The 18,619-nt window shown below is 54.9% G+C and carries 12 protein-coding genes and 1 pseudogene; 8 read left to right on the top strand and 5 right to left on the bottom strand.

The window, feature by feature from the left end; translation table 11 throughout:
• The gene (locus AC2FJE_RS22540) at positions 1-1,059 is read left to right on the top strand and encodes a quaternary amine ABC transporter ATP-binding protein (protein ID WP_058274115.1); all 1,059 of its coding nucleotides are present in this window, start codon (positions 1-3) and stop codon (positions 1,057-1,059) included.
• 33 nt (positions 1,060-1,092) lie between these two features.
• Here AC2FJE_RS22540 and AC2FJE_RS22535 read toward each other — a convergent pair whose 3' ends face one another.
• Positions 1,093-2,016 carry a LysR substrate-binding domain-containing protein gene (locus tag AC2FJE_RS22535; RefSeq protein ID WP_496761499.1) on the bottom strand — a complete coding sequence of 308 codons (924 nt, stop codon included), beginning with the start codon at positions 2,014-2,016 and terminating at the stop codon, positions 1,093-1,095.
• Positions 2,017-2,253: 237 nt separating this feature from the next.
• Between AC2FJE_RS22535 and AC2FJE_RS22530 the strand changes: the two genes are divergently transcribed.
• From AC2FJE_RS22530 to AC2FJE_RS22505, 6 genes are all read left to right on the top strand, one after another.
• Entirely contained in the window at positions 2,254-3,858 is a 1,605-nt protein-coding gene (locus tag AC2FJE_RS22530) for a fatty acid--CoA ligase (protein WP_142638589.1), read from the top strand.
• Complete coding sequence (locus tag AC2FJE_RS22525) at positions 3,855-4,541, top strand: dimethylsulfonioproprionate lyase family protein (protein WP_058277181.1); 687 nt, start codon at positions 3,855-3,857, stop codon at positions 4,539-4,541. The genes AC2FJE_RS22530 and AC2FJE_RS22525 overlap by 4 nt, the downstream gene beginning before the upstream one ends.
• An 11-nt stretch (positions 4,542-4,552) precedes the next feature.
• Complete coding sequence (locus AC2FJE_RS22520; RefSeq protein ID WP_142638592.1) at positions 4,553-6,673, top strand: 3-hydroxyacyl-CoA dehydrogenase NAD-binding domain-containing protein; 2,121 nt, start codon at positions 4,553-4,555, stop codon at positions 6,671-6,673.
• Positions 6,670-7,854: an acetyl-CoA C-acyltransferase gene (locus AC2FJE_RS22515; RefSeq protein ID WP_142638594.1), complete on the top strand. Its 1,185-nt coding sequence runs from the start codon at positions 6,670-6,672 to the stop codon at positions 7,852-7,854. The genes AC2FJE_RS22520 and AC2FJE_RS22515 overlap by 4 nt, the downstream gene beginning before the upstream one ends.
• Positions 7,855-7,982: 128 nt before the next feature.
• Positions 7,983-9,074: an AraC family transcriptional regulator gene (locus AC2FJE_RS22510; RefSeq protein WP_246097261.1), complete on the top strand. Its 1,092-nt coding sequence runs from the start codon at positions 7,983-7,985 to the stop codon at positions 9,072-9,074.
• Between the two features lie 121 nt (positions 9,075-9,195).
• The gene (locus tag AC2FJE_RS22505) at positions 9,196-10,374 is read left to right on the top strand and encodes an acyl-CoA dehydrogenase family protein (protein ID WP_142638596.1); all 1,179 of its coding nucleotides are present in this window, start codon (positions 9,196-9,198) and stop codon (positions 10,372-10,374) included.
• Between the two features lie 385 nt (positions 10,375-10,759).
• Here AC2FJE_RS22505 and AC2FJE_RS22500 read toward each other — a convergent pair whose 3' ends face one another.
• The 4 genes and pseudogenes from AC2FJE_RS22500 to AC2FJE_RS22485 all read right to left on the bottom strand — a co-directional run.
• Positions 10,760-12,175 carry an FAD-binding oxidoreductase gene (locus AC2FJE_RS22500; RefSeq protein WP_496758594.1) on the bottom strand — a complete coding sequence of 472 codons (1,416 nt, stop codon included), beginning with the start codon at positions 12,173-12,175 and terminating at the stop codon, positions 10,760-10,762.
• A gap of 119 nt (positions 12,176-12,294) precedes the next feature.
• The gene (locus AC2FJE_RS22495) at positions 12,295-12,552 is read right to left on the bottom strand and encodes a DUF4242 domain-containing protein (RefSeq protein ID WP_058274660.1); all 258 of its coding nucleotides are present in this window, start codon (positions 12,550-12,552) and stop codon (positions 12,295-12,297) included.
• Between the two features lie 27 nt (positions 12,553-12,579).
• Positions 12,580-15,909, bottom strand: a complete 3,330-nt coding sequence (locus AC2FJE_RS22490) for an ATP-binding protein (RefSeq protein WP_496761503.1) — start codon at positions 15,907-15,909, stop codon at positions 12,580-12,582.
• Between the two features lie 105 nt (positions 15,910-16,014).
• A pseudogene (locus AC2FJE_RS22485) lies at positions 16,015-16,179 on the bottom strand (SAM domain-containing protein); the annotation flags it as partial.
• Between the two features lie 509 nt (positions 16,180-16,688).
• On the opposite strand from AC2FJE_RS22485, the gene AC2FJE_RS22480 reads away from it, so the two are divergent.
• The gene (locus AC2FJE_RS22480; RefSeq protein ID WP_282168721.1) at positions 16,689-18,377 is read left to right on the top strand and encodes an adenylate/guanylate cyclase domain-containing protein; all 1,689 of its coding nucleotides are present in this window, start codon (positions 16,689-16,691) and stop codon (positions 18,375-18,377) included.
• Positions 18,378-18,619: the final 242 nt, after the last annotated feature.

Raw genomic sequence — 18,619 nt, 5'->3', positions numbered from 1 at the left:
ATGACACAACCAATGGTCCGCCTGTCCGGGCTCTATAAAATCTTTGGCGCCCGCGACAAGGACGTGTTGCAGCATGCCAAAGGAGGCATGGGCAAGGAAGAATTGCTGGCGCAGCACGGGCACGTGTTGGGGCTCAACAACATCAACGTCGATATGCAGGCGGGGGAAATCACAGTGGTCATGGGCCTGTCCGGCTCTGGGAAATCTACTCTGATCCGCCACCTGAACCGGTTGATCGAACCCACTGCGGGCGAGATCATCGTGCAGGGTGAGGACGTGATGCAACTGTCCGAGGACGGGTTGCGCCATGCTCGACAGGAAAAGATGTCGATGGTGTTCCAGAAGTTCGCGCTTTTGCCGCACAAAACCGTGCTGAAGAACGCAGGCATGCCGCTCTCGGTGCGCGGCGAGGACGAGGCGACTTGCGACCGTGAAGCCGCCAAGTGGCTGGATCGCGTGGGTCTGAGCGGGTTCGAGAACCATTATCCAGCGCAATTGTCCGGTGGGATGCAACAGCGTGTGGGCATTGCCCGGGCGCTGACCGCGAACACACCGATCATGCTGATGGACGAGGCTTTCTCGGCTCTTGACCCACTGATCCGAACAGACATGCAAGACCTGCTGCTCGAGCTGCAAAAAGAGCTGCACAAGACCATCATCTTCATCACTCACGATCTAGATGAGGCGTTGAAGCTGGCCGATCACCTTGTGATCCTTAAAGACGGCTTTGTCGTGCAGCAGGGCGAGCCGCAGCATATTCTGTTGAACCCCAACGATCCTTACATCGAAGACTTCGTGAGCGACATCAACCGAGCACGGGTTCTGCGGGTCCGCTCGATCATGACCCCGCTGGACGGTGGCCAAGTGCCAGAAGATGCCCATGGCGAAGTGGACGTGAACGACACGCTCGAAAGCATGATCGCGCGGTCCGGCGGGGATACGTCACACGCCTATGTTGTCAAGGATGGGGAGAAGACAGTCGGCTCACTGGATATGACTGAACTGGTTCGCGCACTCGTCCCTCGCGTCGCATCCGAAGCAGGCGCACGTCAGTCCTGACGCGCGCTGACGACAAAGCTGGAATTCATCAGATCAGGCCCGAAATAGCCGCATGTTTGGGTCGGCTTCGATCTGTTCGAACAGCCAGTCAACAAACGTATCGAGCTTTGGGTTGGGTGCACGTTCTTTTTGCGTCGCCAGATACCAGCTGCCTGGCTCGGGCACCGAAATATCAAACGGTTTGACCAGGCGCTCCCTTTCAAGGTCACGCGTGCAAAACGGTGCTCTTGCGACGCTGATACCGTGATTTTTTAGAACAGCTTCACGGACCAGCGGGTAATTGTCGAAAACAGAGCCAAATTTCATCGTTTCGCGATCTAAGCCCGCCGCATCCAACCAGCAGTCCCAGTCATCCGGCTCATTCCATGTGTTTGGGACACTCAGCAACAGGAAATTTCTTAGCTCTTCCAGCGGCATTCCACCGCTTGCGGTTTTCAAGGCCTCCGGAGCACATACCGGGTAGATATCCGTTTCGAACAAGGGGCTATAGTCAAACCGTTTGTCAAATGGTGGCGCGTTGAACACGCCCACATCGAACCGGTGCATGTCATAATCACCGTCTTCAAAAGTAGAGACGATGCGCACGCGTGTGTCCGGATTATCCTGAAGAAAGTCTGCCAATCTGGGCTGTAACCACATTGTATTGAAACTTGCGTAGGACTGAACGAGCAACACGTCCGGTTCCTCAGGTGTCTGGATGCGCCGAGTGGCTTTGATGATTCCCTGAATGTGTTCGCGTATTGGCGGGTAATATTGCTCGCCAGCCGGTGTTAGCTCGACCGAACGGCTTGTGCGTTCCAGTAGTTTAACACCGATTGTTGTTTCTAATGCTTTGACCTGGTGGCTGACTGCCGCATGCGTCACACAAATCTCGTCAGCGGCCTTTCGGAAACTCTTGTGACGCGCCACCGCCTCAAAAGCGCGCAGTGAAACCAGCGTGGGCATGTGAGTGGTCATTGCTGCATCTCCTCGATGAAATCAATTCTGCTTACCCTCAAGCAGAGTTATCCGACGACGGGCGCGAACATAGCAGGGTATTGATACTCTTTTTCATAACCTGTCAGGGGGTAGCACGCAATTCGCGGTGCGATGTGATCGGTTAGAATTTCTTGATGAAAGGAAATTTCTTTCAATTCTTCCACGGGGTGAGAAATGCCAGATTAGCAGATAGAGATGTTATGGGATTCCACCTTCATGCCACCACTTTCACCCTCGCCAAATGCATATGGCTATCCGTTGCTGATTAAACACTTGCTGGCCGGATCCCAGCTCGCGTCAGCCAGCCAAGAGATCGTCAGCGGCACCGAAATGCGGTTGAGCTATGCGGACTTGGGCAAACGCGTGCGCCAACTTGCCAATTCTTTAAAGGCGAGCGGGATACATGAGGGTATGCGCGTTGGTGTCATGGATTGGGATACGCACCGTTATCTTGAGTGTTTTTTCGCGATCCCGATGATGGGCGGGTCCCTTTTCACGATCAACGTGCGTCTGTCTCCTGCTCAGGTTCTTTATACGATCAACCATGGACAACCGGATCTGATCATCGTGCACCGCGATTTCATGCCGCTCATTGAGGGTATCAAATCGGGCTTTGATCGGGACATCACCATCGTGCCGATTGGAGACGGAGAAGGATATGAAGAGTGGATAGGCAAAGCCCCAGGCAGCTTTGACTTCCCGGACTTCGATGAAAACCAAACGGCAACCTTGTTTTATACAACCGGGACCACCGGCAATCCCAAGGGGGTGAGCTATTCACATCGGCAGTTGGTCCTTCACACATTGAGCTTGATCGCAGGTTTCGGCGCATGGCCCGGGAATGCCGGATTTCATCGCGGCGACGTCTACATGCCGCTGACGCCCTTGTTTCACGTCCACGGCTGGGGATTTCCATATGCCGCAACGATGCTGGGGCTGCGTCAGGTCTATCCCGGTCGATATGACCCTGACACAATCTTGCGATTGATTGCAGACGAAAACGTCACCTTTTCACACTGCGTGCCCACGGTTCTGTCAATGGTGCTCGACCATCCGGGCTGCCCACAAATTGACCTGGACAGATGGAAAGTGATCATTGGCGGGGCCGCTTTGCCGCGAGGCCTGCAGGACCGCGCCGCGGCGGCAGGCATATCCTTACATGCGGCCTATGGGATGTCCGAAACCTGTCCGTTTCTGACGGTGGCCGATTTGTCCAGCAATGACCCCGAGATGCAGGCGCAAACCGGCTTTCCCGGCCCTCTTGTCGACCTTCGTGTTGTGACACCGGATATGCAGGACGTCCCACATGACGGCGAAACAACCGGCGAAGTTGTTGCTCGGGCTCCCTGGTTGACACAAGGCTATCTGGATAATGCGCAAGCCTCGGATGAGCTTTGGGACGGTGGGTATCTGCATACCGGGGATGTTGGGTATATCCGCGAGAATGGATCGTTGCAGATTACTGACCGCCTCAAGGATGTGATTAAGACCGGCGGCGAATGGATATCCTCACTGGCACTGGAAAACATAGCATCGTCTTGCAGCGGCGTTGAGGACGTCGCAGCAATCGGGCTGCCGCACGCGAAATGGGGCGAAAGGCCAGTGTTGGTCGCTCAAGCCGCAAAGGATGCCGACCCGGATCTTGTGCGCTTGAGAGTCATGGAAGAAATCCAGTCGTGGGTTGACGCAGGCGAGATCTCAAAATGGGCAGTTCCAGACGAATTAATCTTTGTCGACCGCCTACCTAAAACCAGCGTCGGCAAGCTCGACAAGAAACTCGTGCGGCAAGATATTTCAACGCGCTCGGACCTAAAATCATGACAGACAAACAACGTCGTATTCAGGCGCTTATTCAATCGATTGTCACCTATCTGCAGGCTCACAGAGCTGCCACGCGCGGCGTTGATCTGACGTTGGACAAGCTGGCAGCCATGGATCTGTCCGATGAGAAGCTCATTGACTTACCTCCCCAAGGAACCCGGCATGATGAGGTTCTGAAGAACGCTGTCGCCGGGATTGCAGCCCCGGAATTGCAGGAAATCGCAGGCTGTCTGAAAGCGGCCAAGGATGATCTGATCTGGCGCGAAGACAACGCCCAATTCTATCCCCCCGGTGCCGATTTGGGAGAGGGATACACAAGGTGCAACCTGCATACTCTGCTGATCGGGCCGGATGCATGTGGATATCACCATCTCGATTTCAACCTTGGCATTTTCATGCTGGGACCAAGGACGCTGTATCGCGACCACAACCACGACGCGCCAGAACTGTACCTGAACCTTTCCGAGAAATCTGGTTGGCGGTTTGGCACCCGTGACTGGCAGGATTATCCGGCTGGATCACTTATCTGGAACGCGGCGGGCGATCCCCACGCCACCCGGGTCTATGACCAGCCATTCATCTCCGTCTTTGTCTGGCTCGAGAACGTGAATTCACCCTGCAATGTAATCCACTTCGACGATTGGGCAGAGATCGAACAAGATCTTGCCAAACAGTCCAATTGAGGTTTCCAAACATGATTTCCATTAAACATACCGAGGGTGTCGCTTTCATTGAGCTGAATGCCCCGCCAGTGAACGCTCTTGGTCTCAAGATGCGACTGGCGCTTTCCTCGGCCATCCACGAGTTGGACGCCGATGAACAGGTCAAAGCCATCGTTCTATGTTCGGCTCTGCCGCTCTTTTGCGGCGGCGCTGACATCGTCGAGTTCCGTACCGGGGCAGTTTGGGACAAGCCGGACTTGCCAGACCTGTGTGAAACGATTGAAACCAGCAAGAAACCCATTATCGTCGCGATAGCAGGTCCCGCGATGGGTGGTGCGCTGGAGATCGCGCTTGCCTGTGATTACCGTGTCGCCACGCCGGATGCCGTGATGGGCCTACCTGAGATCAAACTGGGGCTGCTGCCTGGTGCCGGAGGCACCCAGCGACTACCCCGGATTGCCGGGCTGGAAGCGGCAACGCAAATGATCCTCTCGGGTGATCCCGTGAAAGGCGAATATGCCCTGTCTTGTGGGCTGGTCGACGCACTATTTGAGAACGACCAGGATTTTCGCGCGCATGTTTTGGGTTTCGCCACCCGTGTCAGCCATGAGGGCGATCCGAAACGCGGTTGCATGGATATGACCGTCACACACCCTGATCCGAAGGGATATCTGACGGGTTTCCGAGACCAGATAGCGCACACGTCCAAAAACCTTGTCGCCCCTGAACGCTGCTTGGTATCCATCGAGGCCGCGTGCGAATTGCCGCTGGCCGAGGGGTTGGCACAAGAGAAGGCAGGTTTCGCTGAACTGCTCGACACACCTCAATCGCGCGCGGGGCGGCATCTGTTCTTCGCAGAGCGTGAATGCACCAAGGTTCCCGGCGTTACCCGTGCTGACCAACCACGTAGCATTTCATCGGTCGCCGTGATCGGTGCCGGAACGATGGGGCGCGGCATTGCCATCGCCTTTCTGCAGGCGGGATATCCGGTCACGCTTCTGGAAACCACACAAACTGCGCTGGAACAGGGGCTGGAAAAGGTCCGGGAGCATTTCCAGCGTGCGGCTCAAAAAGGGCGGCTCAGTGCCGATCGGGCAGAGGCAATCGCCGCCAACGCCACCGGGACGCTCAGCTATGCAGACCTTGCGAAGGCTGACCTGATCATTGAAGCGGCGTTTGAAAGCATGAATGTCAAACACCAAATTTTCGCGAGCCTAGACCAGCACGCCAAACCTGGCGCGATACTGGCCTCAAACACATCGACATTGGATCTTGATGAAATCGCCGCGGTCACGTCCCGCCCGGAGGATGTGATTGGTCTCCATTTCTTCAGCCCGGCCAATGTCATGCGCTTGCTGGAGGTGGTGCGCGGCGCCAAGACCGCTCCCGATGTCATTGCAACGGCAATCACGGTCGCAAAGAAGATCCGGAAGCTCCCTGTCACGGTTGGCGTGTGCTACGGCTTTGTTGGAAACCGGATGCTGGAACCATACTTCCGCGAAGGATCTCGTCTGCTTCTTGAGGGGGTGACGCCGAAACAGGTGGATGACGTCCTTGAAGGCTTCGGCATGGCCATGGGCATTCATGCGATGGCAGATCTGGCCGGAGTCGATGTGGGCGCACGCGTGCGTCAGGAACGGCGTAGTGAAATCGCGCATGACCCGACATACCAGGCTGTGCAGGACAGGTTGTTTGAACTGGGCCGACTGGGTCAGAAAACCGGGCGTGGAAGCTATGTCTACGAGGGACGGACACGGGTCGAAGACCCTGAGATAGTTCAAATCAGTTCCGATCTGGCGGACCTGCATGGTGTGAAGCGCAGGGACATCGACGATCAGGAAATCCTTGAACGGTGTCTGTTTCCCCTGATCAACGAGGGCTTCTTGATCCTTGAAGAGGGCATTGCAACGCGCCCGGGTGATTGCGACCTGATCTGGACCAACGGCTATGGCTTTCCGAACTGGCGCGGCGGCCCAATGCACTATGCCGACGAGTTTGGATTAAGCCAGATTCTGGAACGCATGAACCACTATCGGCAGTCGCTTGGTGCCTATGGTGAGATGTGGTTCACGCCTGCGCCTTTGCTGGAAGAACTCGCAACCTCGTGCGTAACACTTGCCGCGCATTTTGATGCCAAAAAGGAAAAATCATGAGAGCAGCCGTTGTCGTCTCAACCGCACGAACCCCTATTGGGGCTGCCTTCAAAGGTGCGCTGAACAACATCAAATCCCCTACCATGATGGGGCACGCCATTCAACACGCTGTTGAACGTGCAGGCGTGGACCCCGGTTCGATCGAAGATGTCGTCATCGGATCGGTCCTTACGGCGGGAACCGCAGGCATGAATGTCGCGCGTTTGTCGGCGCTGGCGGCGGGCCTTCCCAATACGGTGGCAGGACAGACGATCGACAGGCAATGTTCATCGGGATTGATGGCCATTGCGACGGCCGCAAAGCAGGTCATTGTGGATGGTCAGAATGTCTCGGTGGCAGGCGGGCAGGAAAATATTTCCATCCTGCAGAATGCCTATCTGAAATGGGCGGGCGATGAGAAAGATCCAAACGTTATCGCCCAATCTGAACATGCCTATATGCCGATGCTGATGACGGCGGAAAATGTGGCGCAGGTATATGGGATCAGTCGTGACGCCCAGGATGAATACGCTGCACTTTCCCAAGGTCGGACGGCCCGGGCTCAGGCCGCTGGCGCCTTTGATGACGAGATCGTTCCGATCACTGCGATAAAGCGGGTCAAGAACCGCGAAACCGGAGAGGAAACCCTGGACGAGGTGACCTTGTCAAAAGACGAAGGCAACCGGCCGGGCACGACGGCCGAAACTCTCGGGGCATTGAACCCAGTTGTCGAAGGAGGCGTGATTACTGCCGGAAACGCAAGCCAACTCTCTGACGGGGCCTCGGCTTGTGTGCTCATGGAAGGCAAAGTGGCTGAGCAGCAGGGCCTCACACCGCTAGGTATCTATCGCGGCATGGCTGTTGCAGGAAACGCACCGGAAGAGATGGGGGTCGGCCCGATCTTTGCAATTCCAAAGCTGCTGAAGAATGCAGGTCTTCGCATCGAAGACATCGGCCTTTGGGAGCTTAACGAAGCCTTTGCCTGCCAGGTTCTGTATTGCCGTGACCATCTTGGGATCGATCCCGAAATCTACAACGTGAACGGCGGTGCAATATCGATTGGCCACCCCTACGGCATGACAGGTGCGAGACAAGTCGGGCATGCTCTGATTGAGGGGAGGCGTCGTGGCGTGAAATACGTGGTGACCTCCATGTGTGTCGGCGGAGGCATGGGCGCCGCAGCACTGTTCGAAGTCGCCTGACCCCACTGAAATTAGTTCAAGCAGAGCGTTATCTGGTTGAGACATTGACATTCTGTCATCTGCGAGGGTCGCCATCTGCAAGCCTGCGTTTCATGTCGACCGGAATTGGTGATACCTCCTGAGGCGTTATGACCAATGTCGCGCCAACGATCCTTTCCACGGTTTCCAGCCAGTTTGTCGATGACTGGCTGGCGGCGCTGCGTGCCCTGTGCCCAGAGGCGCAGATGGCTTCGCTGCTGAGCCGGTCCGGTCTGAACGCGGATACGCGCTCGCCGAATGGTCGCGTCACGCTGGATCAGATCGTTTGCCTCTATCAACTTGCTGCAGTTGAGACCGGCGATGAGATGATGGGGCTTTGGAGCAGGCCCGTGCGACCGCGTGCCCTGCAACACCTTCTGACGACAGTGCGCGAAGCCACATCCTTGCCATCTGCACTTTACCGGTTTTCGACCTTCTGGAATTTGCTGCTGGATGACTATCAGTTTGATCTGGATGACACTGACAGCGCCCTCACACTGAGCCTGAACCCGCAAACAGATGCGCCTGTGCAACGGTTTGGCCACATGCTGATCCTCAAACTTGCCCACGGGCTCATGTCTTGGCTGGCAGGGCATGAGGTTCCGGTTAAAGCCGTTGATTTCGCGTTTGATCGCCCGGACTTTGATCAGGATTACGCGATCATCTTTCCTGCATCGCTGCGGTTTGGCCAGCCCGCCACCGCAATCTCGTTCGATCCGAATGCACTGGGTCCCGTGCAGACGCGCAGCACCGCTGACCTTGACCGGTTTTTGCAAAACGCGCCGCGGGACTGGATTTTCACCTCGTCGCGTGAACACACCCAATCGCTGCGCGTGCGCACCTATCTGGGCCAAGCGGGATGGGACGCGGCCACCCTGACCCAGACAGCATCCGCAATGCACATGACCCCGCGCACCCTGATCCGCAGGTTGCAGGCGGATGGCACGTCGTTTCAGGCCATAAAAGACGCCCTGCGCCGCGACACCGCGATCCGCGACCTGCAGGCGGGGCGCAAAAGCGTTGAGGCAATTGCGCAGGATGTGGGCTTTTCCTCGGCTGCCAACTTTCATCGGGCCTTTCAGCGTTGGACCGGCAGCAGGCCAAGCTCCTACCGCAGGAAAAAACGTAAGGCGCCGTTTTTGTCACTTTTGGACAATGATCTGTCAGCGCAAGAGATAGAGCTTAGCAAGCCCGATCGCTAAATCTTGTTGCAACAAAGCATTCTTATCTAAATTTTCGCCTTTACAGCCCATCAATCCGGCCATCCGTGGCTGCGGGGTTATGGCGTCATATGAGAATGATCGCCCCTGAAAGGACCGACCAATGTCAGACAAACTCGCCACCATACTCCAAGCCGCACGCGACCACGCCGAGCAGGTCATCCTGCCCAATGTGGACGCCTGGAACGCCGCAAAGAAGTGGCCCCGTGATGCGTCTGACAAGGCCGGGGCCGCTGGCCTGACGGGGCTCTACGCCCCCGAGGAGTTTGGTGGTCAGGGCTTGCCACTGGCAGAGGGCATTCAGGTCTATGAACAACTGGGGTTGGGCGATGGTGCCTATGCCTTTGCCCTGTCGATGCATAACATCTGCACCTTCGCGGGCTGCGGTTATGGCACGGATGCGTTCAAGGAAAAATGGGCGCGGGATCTGACTTCGGGGCGCAAACTGGCGAACTTTGCACTGACTGAACCGCAATCCGGCTCGGATGCCACAAACATGTATTCGCGCGCCCAGATCAATGATGACGGCACTTGGACGATCAGCGGTGCGAAGGCATGGGTCAGCTTGGCCGGTGAGGCTGATGTCTATTTCACCGTGGTCAAAACCAGTGACGCACCCGGCCACAAGGATATGGCGATGATCGCCATTCCCGCCGACGCGCCGGGCCTCAGCTTTGGACCGCTCTATGATACCCCGTCCTACAGCTTCTTGCCTCTGGCCGAGATGTACATGGACAAGGTGGTGGTGAGCGAAGACAACATCATCCTGCCGATCGGTCAGGGCTTGCAAGGCTCGCTCATGGCGATCGATATCGCCCGTGTGTCGATTGCGTCAGGATGCTGTGGATTGATGCAAGCCGCATTGGATACGGCTCTGTCCTATTCCAAGAACCGCAAGATGTTTGGCGGCAAGAACCTCGATCTGGACGGAATCCAGTGGATGCTGGGTGAGGTTGCGACCGATCTTGAAGCCTCCAAGCTGCTTTATCGAAAGGCGGCAGAATCCCTTGGCACACCCGAAGGCCCTCTGATGGCCGCTCATGCCAAACGGTTTGTGCCAGATGCCGCAGTGAAGGTTGCGAACACCTGTACGCAAGTGTTGGGCGGTATGGGTCTGCTGCAGCCTTATGGTCTGGATCGTTTGTCCCGCCTCGCACAAATGCTGCGGATTGTGGACGGGACAACCGAAATCAGCCGTGTAGTTATCGGGCGGGCCCTGCAAAAACGAGCGGCAACCTTGCCTGATTTGCCAGTACCGAAAGGATTTGGTGAAACCGGCTGAACGTTCCACCCCCCGGTGAAGCGGAACCAACCTGAAAATCTCCTCACAGATCGGTAAAATCGAAAGATCGGCCGCACACGTGCGGCCGGTTACTCGAGATTGCAGACCTTGGTGCAAACGCAGCGAATTCACACTTTGTCCGCAATGCGGTCTCTCGGGAAAATTTAGCAAACGACCGCATTGAGCCCAAAGCGGTCAATTGTTCAGCAAAGCCCTTGCCGCCGCAGCGGAACACGGCATTCGCCTGACAGTAGCAATGACAGTATCGGCATTTTTGACATGAAAAATATCGGGTGGTCTGAATGCACAACCAAATATTTGTTGTCAAATTTCAAGCATAAACTCTATGCGCCCATACAGATCAGTCTTTCTAAATCGGATGGCCCTACTCAGGCACTATGTTGTGATTGATCCTGAACAGATTTTTTGGATCATAGTTGCCCTTTATTTTCGAAAGCTTCCCGCTGTTTAGGCCGTATGCACCAGCCATATATTCCGCTTCGTCTTCGGGCATAAAGTTTACATACGCGCTACCGGTCGCATGAGGCCGCATCTGATCATAAAGTCCTTGCGCCCACGCAATACACTCACCATCCTTGTTTGGGTCTTCCCATCGTGTGTGAACATTCATTATGAAGTGTGCTGATCGTTGCGGATAAGCTGTTGAGTCTGGTTCAATGCGTGCCATTGCGCCACCTACATGCGCTATAAATACTTCGCAAGCAGGGTCGGGAAGGCTGGAAACCGCCTCGAGAAGTCCTGTGATTGCTTCCGAGGAAAGCGCGTCGAAATCATGGCTTTTCCAATAGTTCCGAGCGCCCGGTGTAAGCAAAGGGTCGAATGCTGCTTGCCAGTCTACAAACTTGTGAGGTGAGATAACGTCGGCTATAGGTTCTCCAAGCGCGCGCAAAGCCGACATTGCTATTTCACCCTCGTTCATAGGGCCGCTGTAGCAAGCCGCGAAGATTAGCACCTCTCTACCATGCCACTCTTCTGGTAGGAACGGGAGAGGAGGAGCTTTTCGCATCACGCTCCAGACGGTCAGCTCATCGGGTGAATCATCTGCAATGGCTGCGAATTCTGCAAGCAGCTCTGGCGCCTTTTCGATCGGGTGAACGATCAGGCCGGACAGAACATCGGGCCCAAGATCATGCAACTGGAACTCGAATGAGGTCACGACGCCGAAATTGCCGCCTCCACCGCGGATGGCCCAGAAAAGCTCCGGATGGCTTGTGGGCGAGGCGGTGACAATCGTCCCATCTGCCGTCACAACTTCTGCCGACAGAAGATTGTCGATCGTCATTCCGAATTTCCGCGTCGTCCACCCAAAGCCGCCACCAAGAGTCAGGCCAGCGATTCCAGTTGTCGAATTGATGCCGACAGGGACAGCAAGCCCATGAGCCTGAGTTTCGCGATCTACATCGCCAAGCAATGCACCCGGTGCAACCCTAGCAGTCTTGTTGACAGGGTCTACGTGTACCGATTGCATCTGGGACAGATCGAGTAATACCGTCTCGTCTGCAACAGCGTGACCTGCAATTTGATGCCCACCTGATCGGATTGACATTATGAGGCTGGCGTCTCGAACAAAGTTTACAGCTTTCTGTACGTCGCTCGCCCCCATCGCGCGGATCACGAACCCAGGGTGACGTTCGAACATGCTGTTCCATGTTGTTCTTGCGCCTTCATATTCCGGAGTGCCCTGTAAGTAGACGCCGCCGCGAAGCGAGGAATTAAGCGCATCCAAAGCGTCTTGACTCACAGTTGCCGTGATTCCGTCGAGTGTTTTTATGTCGTACATGCATAGGCCTCCCTGTTTTCAGGTCAGGCTTCTTGCGCGGCTGCCTCATGTAGTTGTGACTTCCGATGCGTTGTCCCGCAGATAAATCGCCTCGGATTAGGTTTTTGAACTGCGAATATTCAGGCGAAAATTCCGGGATCTATCTGATCCACGGGTGTAATGACATCGGCTGGGATGTTAAGGCGCTCGGCCGCCTTTCTAAGACTTTCCTCGTCGGGGGCCTCATACAGGCAGTATGTTTTGCGCTTGTCTGCGCTGAGGAACGAGAAAATCCACTCGACCCCGACTTCGTCATTGATCTCTTTGATGTGAATTTTGTCGTCGTCGCTGACGTTCAGCTGCTCGGCAAAATTTCTCTCAATTATGTACCTTGGCATAATGCTCCCCCAAGCATGTAAATGACTTTAAACAGCTACTCCCTCGAGCTTTGACCTAAGGAAAACCATACTCAATTGCTGTGAAATTGCCAACGCTTCCCCTTCTAGTTGAAACGCTAGTTTCAAATCATTCGTGCGGCCCCGTTGCCTTAGCGCGGATGCATACGCTGCCTTGCTGTGCGCAATCCACGGAGGACACTTCATACGCGTGTCTATTTCGATCGCCTTATGGAACATCCTCTCAGCGGCGTCCCAGTTTTTCAGCAACGCTGCCAGATTGCCCAGACGTCTTGCAGCCGCCCCGGCGCAAACTGTTGTGGCCCCAGCGGTGATCGTTAGCTCTTCGTATGGGGTCAGCATTTCATAGAGGGTCTCAGCATGTCCCAGATGCTCGACTGCGACACAAATGTCAGCGAGATAAGACAAAGTAGTTGAAAACATAGCATCAAGGGGAAGATCGAAGCCATTCTCTGCCATTTCATTCAGTATGCGTTCAGCTGGTTCCTTGTATCCCAACTCGGCGGCAATAAGGCCAAATCCTGGTTTCCAGGAAATGTCTTCCGGGCTATCCGTCATCAGCTTCTTGATCACCGGTGCAACTTCGTGCAACCGGTTTTGTTCGCGGCGGATGGTAAACATCTGAACACCGAAGACGCCCTCAACATGTTCTCCATGTGTCTGTCGACCGATTTTCACCGCTTCGTTGGCATGCATCTCCGCCTGCTCAAAATTGCCATCCATAATTGCAACCATGGCGCGTGCGTGTTTCTGTACCCAGTAGAGTTGCAGATGGTTGTCCTTTTCCGAAATCTCCGTCAGCAATTCGAGTGAATGATCCATCAAGTCGCGGTCGGCCATTTCGGCCCCGACAAAAAGACTAAGTGTTCGGTCCCGGCCCTGATCAATACTCCCCAGGTTTTCGGCCGCTCGATGCATCGCATCAAGATTTTCACGCCAATGACGTACCTCTCTTCCTTTGCGTGCGACGAATGGTGCCCCAAAATGCATCATCATCACTGAGAATTGGGATTTATAGTCCCCCAGTTTCGCGGCCAGTTCCATTGATTGCTGACCAAAGCGTGCGCCTTCAGAAAACTGGCCGACAAACATATGTGCCCGTGCAAGTTGGCTCATCAATCTGCACTGCCGAACTTCGTCATCGTCGGGAAGGTCGTTCAGAGCTCTAACACAAAGCTCAATGGCCTCGCCGTGTCTCTTACTCGACATCATACACGAGTCCGCAAAATGGTTCGCAGCATCAGCGGCGAGCGCCACATCGTTTATTCCACGGGCGGCGTCCGAGGCCTCTTTCAAAGCCGCTATCCCCTCTGGCAACTGACCCAGGCTGTCATGGCTGCGACCAATCAGGATTTTGGCTTTGATCGTTTCGACGCCGTTGTCAGATCCAAGATTTTCAGCCGCTTTGAGTGTTTCCCTAGCGTTGACCATCGCCTCTTGGCTGGCGGATCGCGCCAATGCCATTTCGGTTGCCGTCTGCCATTTGTCGAACGCAGCACGCCATTCTTCGGCCTCTGAAAGATGGCGGGCAACCAACTCGGGCCGGCGTTCAATCTCTGCTGACCGCAACTGCATCAAAGCACGGGCCACGTTTGCGTGTTGTTGCCTGCGGGTTGAGCCCAACATGGATTGATAGGCGGTATCCCGAATAAGGGCATGACGGAAAACGAAATACCCTCGATTGTACCCGCTTTCAAAGATCAAACCCGTTCGAGACAGCTCTTCTATACGAGATTGAATTTCCGCACTGGCAAGACCTATTGCGGAAGCCAGCAAGCTAGGCTCGAACTCCCGTCCAATGACGGCTCCTGTTAACGCTACTTGTTTGGCCTCTGGTGAGACTGCGTCAAGACGTGCCATCAGCGTGCCTTTCAAAGACGAAGGTATGTGGACCTGCCCGTGCTCACCCGCCTCAACAATCGCCCGGGCCAACTCCTCGACGAACAATGGCACGCCGTCCGTCTTTTCAATGATTGTGGCGATTAGCGCATCGTCCGGTGCTTTTCCGGTAACATTGAGAACTAGGTTCGAGACATGGGTCGTATCAAACCGACGCAGCTGGAGCGTATGTACGTGCGCTTCGCCGTCATCATGGGCAAGTTCCCAGCCGGGCCTGTGGGTGATCAAAATCATCAAAGGCAGATCTGCGCAAATTGCTTTGAAGCGATCCAAAAGAGCTTGGGTGGAAGGATCAATCCAATGCGCGTCCTCAACACAAAGAATAACAGGACGCGTGCTTGCGCGTACCTGAACCGTGTGGATTAACGTCTGAATCGTGAGGTCACGTTGCTCCTGCGGTGACATATCGAGAACGCTTCGGGCAAGAGCACTGTGAGGCGCAACCAGCGCGGCAAAGACGGGCAGAACCTTTTCCCATTCCAAGCCCTCCCGGCTTTCCAACATTTTTTTGACAAGATCGAGAATTTGATCGTCATCAAAATCTGTCCCCACACCAGCATCCTGAGAAATCCTCTGGGCGACGGGGTGGAACGGGCTACTGGAAAGGTAAGGAGAGCAGTTCAGCCTGATAATATCAGCTTCGCTAGCCGCTACGGCATTAGCGAGAAACTCTTCCGCCAATCGCGATTTACCGATTCCAGCTTCACCGGCAAGCAGAACAACCTCTCCCTGACTGTTCTGCGCACGCAGCCATGATTGTAAAAGGATACCTTTTTCGTAGTCGCGACCAATCATGACGCTGCCACTTTCGTCCCTATAAGACGCTCGAAACCGGCTTTCCGCGCTGTGTTCTGATACGACAGTCAAAAGGGTCCGTGGTTCTTTGAAACCTTTCAGCTCGGTTTGTCCAAGAGACGTAAACTCAAATAGCCGATGCAAAGTTTCTTCGGTCTCCTCAGCAGATAAAACAACTGAGTTCGGTTCTGCGTGTTCCTGAAGCCGCGCTGCCAGATTGACAATTGGCCCCGTCATGGCCCCTTCTTCGTAGGTGTTTTCACCGATCGTATCGCCAACTACCACGTCGCCACTCGCGATACCTAACCTGGCTGACAAACGCTCACCGTCAGGTGTTTTAAGCTCTCTGACCCGCCGAACGGCCTCAAGACCAGCCTTTACAGCCCGAACTGCATGATCTTCATATGCTGTCGGCCAGCCAAAAAACACCAGGAGACCGTCGCCCAAATACTTCGAGACGTAGCCGCCATACCTGCTAACAGCACCTGCAACCGCATCCTGGTAGCTCTGCAGCAGTTCGCGCATGTCTTCGGGATCAAACCGGTTAGTCAACTCAGTCGAGGCGACGAGATCAGCAAACAAAACTGTTAAGTGACGCCTCTCTGCGAGCGCTAATGAAGCAGGCTTCCTTGCGGATAAGGTCACGCCTTGCGATTCATCCGAAATGGGGACCCGGCCGACTTCGCCTGCATCCGCGTCTACGGCTTGTGGCGGTTGAGACCAGTGCTTTTGGCCAGTCAATTCCTGAACCGCTGCCAGGATGATTTTTCGGTGGCCCAGACTAACCCCAAGCTCTTTAAGGTCGTCGTTTGACAGCAATGGTAGTACACGCGCGTCGATATCATGCCGTGCAAAAGCGTCTGAGTATTGTCCCAGTTCGAGATCGTCCAGCCATTTGTCGATTTCAATCGCCATAACGGGATCATGCTGAGATACGAGGCGCTAATCAAGAAATCGCTGTAAACACGGGCTGTTTTTTGGCGGCCAAACGTCTGTATTGCCTTTGACAGAAATGACACCTGCTGATCCAACTCTTTTCAGAATGCAGTGGTTTATTGCAGGTAGATCTCCCTTAGCGTGCATTTGCTGCGCTGCCGCGAAAGGCAACTTTGGGTCCGCAGAGTGGTCGTTCGTACCAACTGCCGCGAATGACCGCTACGAGCCCAAAGCGGAATTGTTTTGCCACGAACATTGGCAGCTAAAGAAACGCAAGTAACTAACTCCGCGGATATGAAGGTGACCGTTTGCTGAATGCGCGACAGGTATTTGAGCATTACCTTTTTAGTTGTGCGTGTATGCCTGTACCTGTGCTTTCTATTCATTAAGGCTTTTCAAAATCTGACGAATGGGCTGACAGAAGCAACCCACCGAGCTAACTTCATTGCAAAGAGGAGGGGTGAATGGGAAGACGTCTCACGACGGTATTGGCCGCCGACATTGTGGGCTATTCCGCGCTGATGGATCAGGACCGTACTGGCACAGTCGCTGCATTAAAGACCTTCCGCGAGGACACGTTTCTCCCGATCGTGGAAGATACCAATGGTTCACTGATCAAAAGCATGGGCGACGGCTGGATCGTCGAGTTTCAATCACCATCTGAAGCAGCAGCTTGCGCGATTGCAGTTCAGTCCGCCCACAAACCTGACCACATCAAACTGCGCATCGGGGTTCACACAGGGGAAGTTGTAACCGATGGCGATGACATTTTCGGCGACGGCATCAATGTTGCGGCGCGTCTGGAGGCTCTCGCGAAGCCGGGACAAGTGCTCTTTTCAGATATGTCACATAACAGCCTTGACCGTAACGATGCGGGATTATTCGACGGCGGAGAGCAAACCGAACTGAAAAACATCACGCGGCATGTTGGAATCTGGTGTTGGCCAAAGGGTACGAAAGCCAATCTCGCGATCAAGGCGGATGTGAGGCCGGGAATCGCAGTGCTCCCATTCGACAATATGTCGGGTGATCCGGAGCAGGAGTTCTTTGCCGATGGCATAACGGAAGACATCATAACTGAGCTATCTCGGTTTCGTTGGTTGATGGTCGTCGCACGAAACTCTTCTTTTTCTTATAAGGGGAAAAGCACGGACATCCGCGACGTGGGCCGCGACTTAGGGGTTCGGTATGTACTGGAAGGCTCCGTTCGGCGTTCCGGGCAGCGCGTCCGCATCACGGGACAGCTCATAGATACCGAAAATGGGAGCCATTTGTGGGCGGACCGCTTTGACGGTGTGCTCGACGACATCTTTGATCTTCAAGATCAAGTCACCGAAGACGTAGTTACAGCTATTGAACCATCGGTGCGGCACGCTGAAACAAATCGTGCGCGAGCAAAACCCACCAAGGACTTACAGGCATACGAGCTCTACCTCCGAGCTTTATCACATTTCCACTTGCTGACTGACCAAGACAACATAGAGGCAATACGACTGACAAAACTGGCTTTGGATCGAGATCCGGAATACGCCTCCGCAGCGGGCTTGCTAGCATGGCTTCATATCCAACGTCTTGTGCAAGGTTTGGAACCTGTAGATCAGGGGCCCAAGTCAGCTGTCGCGGCCGCAGAGCAGGTGCTGCGGAGCGATCGCGCGGACGGCATTGCAAAGGCTTATGCCGCGCATTCGATCTCTATGCTGGCACAAGACCTGTCCCGCGCGCGGACAGCCTTTAAGGAAGCATTGTCGGAAAATCCCAACGCGGCGACGGTCCACATGCTCGCCGCTGCAAATCTTTATTTGCTGAATCGCCCTGACAAGGCGCTGGAACATGCAGTCCGGTCTGTCGAACTCAGCCCGGGTGATCCATTGCGGCACGCCGCTTTCATGGGACAGGGTGCCGCCTTGTTTCACTTGGGACGTTATGAGGAAGCCGCGCAGGCCTGTCGCGAAGCCTTGGCTGTGCGTGCAACCTTCCTGATGAGCCACCTGATGCTGATTGCCTCGCTCGCTGAGCTCGATGACATAGATGCGGCAAAAACAGCGGCTGTCAAATTGAACGAAATCGCTCCGAATGCGGCTTCGATAACCGAGACAACACGTTTACCATTATTCTCTATTCCAACCTGCGCTGATCGCTGGCGCAGCGGGTGGAAAAAAGCAGGGTTGCAAGTGTGAAGGCAAACGGCACCCCCCCCGGTTCCGACAACCATGCATTCGGTAAAGGATATTTCGCCTTTGTCTTGAAAATCAGTCGCTGACCAAAACTCTGCCTGGCTGGCCCTCCTCATGGACACGGAACACCAAAATGGTCTTGTCAGAAGAACTTTGCTTGAGCGGGGTAGGGCAGTTGCGTAGCTTTTGCCCATGACCAGACCTGCCTCATTCAAATACTTTAAAACCAGTCCCGAGATCATCCG

This window comes from Ruegeria sp. CDSC002, from assembly GCF_059610905.1.
Note: the sequence above shows the minus strand (reverse complement) of the source record. Positions and strands in the feature narration are given on the sequence as shown.